Origin of the sequence: Campylobacter concisus (assembly GCF_002913865.1) — a bacterium.
GTDB classification, from domain to species: Bacteria; Campylobacterota; Campylobacteria; order Campylobacterales; family Campylobacteraceae; genus Campylobacter_A; species Campylobacter_A concisus_AM.
This window is the reverse complement of record NZ_POYX01000058.1, coordinates 50,952-57,075: the sequence shown is the minus strand read 5'-3', so window position 1 is coordinate 57,075 and position 6,124 is coordinate 50,952. Positions and strand designations below refer to the sequence as shown.

The following is a 6,124-nucleotide window of genomic DNA, read 5'->3' as shown; positions in this document are numbered from 1 at the left end:
GGATAGAAGATACTTGATTATTAATAATCTATTTATCATTTGCCTTGCATTTAAGCATTGCAAAGATATAATTGTTAAATTTTTATGATTTTAGAACACTAAAAAGGTAAAAAGTGCTTGTAAAAAAGATAGCTATGATCCTTGCGGTAACGCTTCTAGCTCTTGGCTGTGCGAAGAAATTTGATGCGCCAAAGCTGGCGGATTTTAGTTTAAAAGCGTTTAAGGTTGGCTCTTCAAAAGGGCCGCTAATGCTCTATGTGCAAAATAGTGAAAGTGAGTATAAATTTAGCCTTGTAAACGCACTTGGCGCACCAGAAGCTAGGCGAGTTTTAAAGGACGGCACGTTTGCAAATTTGGGCTTTTTGCCGCCAAATAGCGCCTATAATGAGCTTTTTACCAAGGTGCTTGAGATGATAAAAGATGAAAAAAATGAGCAAAAATTTATGATAGATGATCAAATTTATGAGGTAATAAGCGTTGATCTACGTTAGCAAACCAGCCATTATCAGCGCCGCAGGTAGCAGTAGTGATGAAAATTTATGCTCACTTTTAAGCGGCAAGAGATTTTTAAGTAAAAGCTGCGAATTTCACCCACAAAATGAGTTTTTGGTGGGTAAATTTAACGGCACTTTGCCTAGCTTTTCAAGCAAAACTAAAGAGCACTTCAAAACTCGCACCAACGCCTTACTTCTTAGCACGATACTTGAGATCGATGCTGAGATAAAAAGAGCGATCAAAAAATATGGCAAAAGCCGAGTGGGAGTAGTTCTTGGCACTACAACAAGTGGCGTCGAGGAGAATTTCGAACCATTTAAAGGCTATATCGCGACTGGATTTTTTGATAAAAGCAGGTTTGGCATAAACAGAAACTGCCTTGCAAATGTGGCCGAGTTTGTGAGCGACTTTTACGAGCTTAGTGGTCCAAGCTACTGCGTATCGACTGCGTGTACATCGGGCGTCAAGGCGGTTATTGAGGCAAAAAGGCTCATTGAAAGCGAGCTTTGTGACGCGGTCATTTGCGGCGGAGTAGACAGCCTAAATACACTTACGATAAATGGCTTTAACTCGCTTAGTATCCTAAGTAGCGCCCCAAGTCAGGCTTTTTCTAAAAACAGAGAGGGGATAAATATCGGCGAGGGAGCTGGGCTATTTTTGCTAAGCCGTGATGAAATTTCAAACGTCGTAGTCGCTAGCTCAGCCTCAAACTGCGATGCTTTTCACATGACGCAGCCTGATTTTAGCGCAAAAATGGCGGTAAATTGCATAGAGGGTGCGCTAAAACGAGCTGGCATGAGCTGCGTGGACTATGTAAATTTGCATGGCACCGGCACGCAGGCAAATGACAAAATGGAGGCAAAAGCTGTAAATTTAACGCTTGGCGCCACTTTTGCAAGCACGCTAAAGCCACAGATCGGTCATACGCTTGGGGCTGCTGGAGCTATTGAGAGCGCCATTTGCGCCATGCTTTGCATGGAGGAAAATAGCACCTTGCCACCACATGTTTATGACGGCGAGTATGATGAAAGCTTGGAAGCTATATATTTAGTAAAAAGCGGCACGAAATTTGACGTAAAGACGGCGATGTCGCTATCTTTTGCCTTTGGCGGAGATAACGCCGCGATAATATTTAAAAGAGTGAGATGATGATAAGTGATTATTTGCCGCACAGCAGCGCCATAACCCTGATCGATGAAATTTTAGAATTTACTCCTGGCGAGAGCATAAAAGTAAGAAGCGTGATAAATGAGCAAAATCCATTTTTAGAAGATGGGAAATTTATGACGCAAAAGGCGATAGAGATGATGGCTCAAAGCCTTGGCATCTACGACTCAAAGATGCGTGAGTTGCGCGGCGAGAAGGCGATATTTGGCTTTTTGCTTGGTAGTAGAAAATTTGAAATTTTTAGGCCGTATTTTAAAGTGGGCGATGATATAGTGATCGTCTCAAAGTGCTCTATCCAAGATGAGAGCGGATTTGGCGTTTATGACAGCGAGCTTTTTGTAAATGGCGAGCTTGGCGCAAGGGCGGTTTTAAACGTGATGAGCCCTGATGAAGAATTTGTAAAAAAGGCACTTAGTGAGTAAGAGAGTATTGATAACTGGATCAAGTAGAGGTATAGGAGCTAGCATCGCTAGGCGCCTTGCTAATGAATACGAAGTGGTGCTTCACGCAAGAAGTAAGAGCGATGAGCTTTTAAAGATGGCTAGTGAGCTTAGGGCTAAATTTTTGACATTTGACGTGGCTGACACTGCTACGGCAAAAGAGGCCATAGAGGCTGATATGGAGGCAAATGGCGTCTACTACGGCGTTATTTTAAACGCTGGCATAACAAGGGATAATACCTTTGTGGGGCTAAGTGACGAAGAGTGGTTTGACGTGATAGATGTAAATTTAAATGGCTTTTACAACGTGCTAAGGCCAGCGCTAATGCCCATGATAAGGGCTAGAAAGCCAGCTAGGATAGTGACACTAAGCTCTGTTTCAGGGGTCATTGGCAACAGAGGTCAGGTGAACTACTCAGCTAGCAAGGCAGGCATCATAGGAGCTAGCAAAGCCCTTGCAGTCGAGCTTGCCAGCAGAGGCATAACAGTAAACTGCGTAGCACCTGGGCTTATAAAGACAGATATGAGCGAAGAAATTTTAAATAGCGACTTCTTAGACGAAGTGCTAAAGGCCATACCTGCAAAAAGAGCTGGCGAGGCAGATGAGGTGGCAGGACTTGTTAAATTTCTACTAAGCGACGAGGCTAGCTATATCACAAGGCAGGTTATCGGCGTAAATGGAGGACTTTGCTAATGCGTGTATTTGTCACAGGTATCGGCGCAGTCAGTGCTTTTGGCAACAGCTGGGAGGAGATGAGAGCTAAATTTCTTGAGGGCAAAAACGCCGTGAGATATATGAGCGAGTGGGAGGGCTATAAGGACCTAAACACGCGCCTTGCAGCACCTATTATAGACTACAAACACCCGCAGGAGTGGGATAGAAAGCAGTTAAGAAGCCTTGGTAAGGTCTCATGTTATAGCGTGCATGCGGCTGGACTTGCTTTAAAAGACGCTGGTTTGCTAAATGGCGAAGGCTTGCAGGCTACAAATTTAGACCCAAGCGTGCAAGATGGCAGGATGGGCGTGGCAAGTGGCTCAAGCACTGGTAGCACCGACTCTATCCTTGACATGGCAAAGCTAGTTTTGGACATGGATAGTGGCTTTAACGCAAATACCTACATAAAAATGATGCCTCACACCACGGCGGCAAATATCGCGCTATTTTACTCGCTAAAAGGGCGCATCATCCCTACATCTTCGGCATGTACGAGCGGCTCACACGCCATTGGCTACGCATACGAGAGCATAAAAAATGGCGGCATAGACATGATGCTAGCTGGTGGGGCTGAGGAGCTTTGTGTGAGCGAGGCGTACGTCTTTGACAAGCTCTATGCCACAAGTGTCAAAAACAGCACTCCAAATTTGACACCAACGCCGTTTGAAAAAGATAGAGATGGTTTGGTGCTTGGCGAGGGGGCTGGATTTTTAGTGCTTGAAAGCGAAGAGAGCGCTTTAAAAAGAGGAGCTAAAATTTACGCTGAGGTCGTTGGTTTTGGCTCTACGTGTGACGGCACGCACATCACTAGACCACAAAGTGCTACTATGAAAGCGGCGATGAGCTTAGCACTCCGCGCGGCAAAACTAGAGCCAAAAAGCATAGGCTACGTAAATGCCCATGCGACCGCGACAAAACATGGCGATATAGCTGAAAGTATCGCTACAAACGAGCTTTTTGGAGAGGACATCGCCATTAGCTCGCTTAAAAGCTATCTTGGTCACACGCTTGGCGCTTGTGGCGGGCTGGAGGCGATAGCTAGCATAATGATGATGAGAGAAGAGCTATTTTTCCCAACTATAAATTTAAACGTAACTGATCCTGAGTGTGCAAAGCTAAACTACTTAAAGGAGCCAACGCCGATAAAGACGGACTTTGTGATGAGTAACAACTTTGCATTTGGTGGTGTAAATACATCTTTGATATTTAAAAGAGTAGATAACAAATTTTAAAAAGGATAGAAAATGAAAAGATTAGTTTCATTAGTTGCCGTTTTGGCATTTGCCTCAAGCCTTAGCGCTAGAGATGACGTGAAGTATCACTCACTAGATTTCTTAAATGGTCCAAAGGCTAAAGAATTTTTGCTACCAAACATTAGCGTTAGCTTTGGCACAGGCTACACAGGCAACATAATCGTTAAAGACCTAACAGCCAATAAAAAGACAAATGGCTTTAACAAAAGTGACGAAGAGGCTTGCCAGATCGCGCTTCTCTCTGCTATCAAGACATTTCAAGAAAGAGCGGTGAAAGAGGGCGGCACTAAGGTTGTAAATTTGACTGGATATTACAAAAAACAGCCATTTAACTCTAAAACCCAGTTTCAGTGCGGCAGCGGTTCTTTGATGTCTGGCGTTACACTAAAAGGTGACATCGCGAAATAATGAAATTTCAAGTTGATTTTTATGACGTGGTAGCTTATGGCGAGATCAGCGAGGATTTAGCTAGATACAAAAAAGAATTTGATCTAGCAAAGATCCCGCCAATGCAAAGAAGGAGGCTAAGTAGTGCTGCAAAGTGCGCTTTTAGCCTGATTAGTGACTTTGATAAGATTGACATGCCAGTCATTTTTAGCTCCTATGAGGGCGAGATAAATCGCTGCTTTGAGCTAGAAACTGCGCTAGCAAAGGCTGAGCCAGTATCGCCAACGTCGTTTTCGCTCTCTGTGCATAACGCTATATCGTCGCTTCTTGGCATCGAAGCTAAAAATCACAATGAAATTCTAGCCATTTCCTCTTTTAGTCCAGTCGAAGATGCGCTACAAGCTGCGTTTTTAAGGCTAAATGATGGATACGAGAGAGTGCTCATCCTTGCCTATCATGAGTCGATATCGCAGAGCTATTTTGATGAGAAAAAGCCATCATTTATGCTAGCGCTCGTCGTTTCAAAGGCAAAAGATAAGAGAGTCTTAACTCTAAAAAGAGTAAAAAAAGAAGAAGAAATTTCAGAAAATTTACTGCAAAGCTTTATCGTAAATTTTGACCCAAATTTGGCAAAAACGTGGCAAAGCAGTAGCCATTTTTCATCTTGGAATTTTAGTTATGAGCCTTAAAATTTTAAGAGCTGGATTTTTATTTTTCTTTTTTGCGCTCATTTGCATAAGTGGCGATCTTTTACTAGTGCCAGTCATGCTTCTTGGGCTAAATAAATTTAAATTTGTGCAAAATTTATGCCGAGATCTAGTTAGAGTTTCTTGGGGATTTTTTATAAAAGTTACTAAAATTTGTGGGTATCTGGACTATAAATTTGAGCTTACTAAGCTAAATGGCAGCTCAAATTTAGTCATCGCAAACCACCCGTCGCTCCTTGATGTGGTCTTTTTGGTCTCAATATTTAAAAGGATAAACTGCATCGTAAAGGGCGAGCTTGGCAAAAATATATTTTTATTTGCTGCCATTAGGGCGTGCAACTACATACCAAACACAAATAACGAGGAATTTTTACAAAAAAGCGTAGATGTTTTAAAAAGCGGCGAAAATTTGCTCATTTTCCCAGAGGGCACACGCACAAAAGAGGAGATCATCTTTCATAAAGCAGCCGCGTATATGGGTATAAAAGGCGCGTCTATCGTGCTTTGCGTGGGTATAAATATGGCTCCAAGAAGCCTTAGAAAAAATGAGCCATGGTACAAAACGCCAGATGAAAAGATAAAGTACGTCTTCAAAGAGCTAAAGAAATTTGAAGTTAGTGAGTTTTTAAAAGATAGGCCAAGCCCAGTAAGGGCGAGGGCGCTACACGAAGAGATAAGTAAAATTTATAAGGAGGAATTTAGTGAAAGAACTAGTTAATGAGATAAAAGAGCTGATCATTACAAGCTTAAATTTAGAGGATATGAAGCCAAGCGATATCGACGAGAATGCGCCGCTTTTTAGCGAGGGGCTAGGCCTTGACAGCGTAGATGCACTAGAGCTTGGGCTTGCCGTGCAGAAAAAATATGGCCTCGTGCTTGACTCAAAGACAGCAAATTTAAAAGATATATTCTTTAGTGTATCTTCTCTTGCAAAATACATTTATGAAAATAGGAAATAAC

9 protein-coding genes are annotated in these 6,124 nt (G+C 42.6%); all 9 read left to right on the top strand.

What is annotated here, in order from left to right:
- The first annotated feature begins 113 nt into the window (after positions 1 to 113).
- From CYP77_RS03990 to CYP77_RS03950, 9 genes are read left to right on the top strand one after another with little or no spacing between them, the layout of a single operon-like run.
- A complete protein-coding gene (locus CYP77_RS03990) occupies positions 114 to 491 on the top strand; it encodes a hypothetical protein (protein WP_103566409.1) in 378 nt (125 codons plus the stop codon).
- Complete coding sequence (locus CYP77_RS03985) at positions 478 to 1,644, top strand: beta-ketoacyl synthase N-terminal-like domain-containing protein (RefSeq protein WP_103566413.1); 1,167 nt, start codon at positions 478 to 480, stop codon at positions 1,642 to 1,644. Before CYP77_RS03990 ends, CYP77_RS03985 begins: the two co-directional genes overlap by 14 nt.
- Complete coding sequence (locus CYP77_RS03980) at positions 1,644 to 2,084, top strand: thioester dehydrase (RefSeq protein ID WP_258032357.1); 441 nt, start codon at positions 1,644 to 1,646, stop codon at positions 2,082 to 2,084. Before CYP77_RS03985 ends, CYP77_RS03980 begins: the two co-directional genes overlap by 1 nt.
- Positions 2,077 to 2,796 carry a 3-oxoacyl-ACP reductase FabG gene (gene fabG / locus CYP77_RS03975; RefSeq protein WP_103566420.1) on the top strand — a complete coding sequence of 240 codons (720 nt, stop codon included), beginning with the start codon at positions 2,077 to 2,079 and terminating at the stop codon, positions 2,794 to 2,796. Before CYP77_RS03980 ends, fabG begins: the two co-directional genes overlap by 8 nt.
- Positions 2,796 to 4,049 carry a beta-ketoacyl-ACP synthase gene (locus CYP77_RS03970; protein WP_103566693.1) on the top strand — a complete coding sequence of 418 codons (1,254 nt, stop codon included), beginning with the start codon at positions 2,796 to 2,798 and terminating at the stop codon, positions 4,047 to 4,049. The genes fabG and CYP77_RS03970 overlap by 1 nt, the downstream gene beginning before the upstream one ends.
- Positions 4,050 to 4,061: 12 nt before the next feature.
- Complete coding sequence (locus CYP77_RS03965) at positions 4,062 to 4,478, top strand: excinuclease ABC subunit A (protein WP_103566425.1); 417 nt, start codon at positions 4,062 to 4,064, stop codon at positions 4,476 to 4,478.
- Positions 4,478 to 5,146, top strand: a complete 669-nt coding sequence (locus CYP77_RS03960) for a beta-ketoacyl synthase chain length factor (protein ID WP_103566429.1) — start codon at positions 4,478 to 4,480, stop codon at positions 5,144 to 5,146. The genes CYP77_RS03965 and CYP77_RS03960 overlap by 1 nt, the downstream gene beginning before the upstream one ends.
- Complete coding sequence (locus CYP77_RS03955; protein WP_258032358.1) at positions 5,073 to 5,882, top strand: lysophospholipid acyltransferase family protein; 810 nt, start codon at positions 5,073 to 5,075, stop codon at positions 5,880 to 5,882. Before CYP77_RS03960 ends, CYP77_RS03955 begins: the two co-directional genes overlap by 74 nt.
- Positions 5,866 to 6,123, top strand: a complete 258-nt coding sequence (locus CYP77_RS03950; RefSeq protein WP_103566439.1) for a phosphopantetheine-binding protein — start codon at positions 5,866 to 5,868, stop codon at positions 6,121 to 6,123. The genes CYP77_RS03955 and CYP77_RS03950 overlap by 17 nt, the downstream gene beginning before the upstream one ends.
- Position 6,124 lies beyond the last annotated feature (1 nt).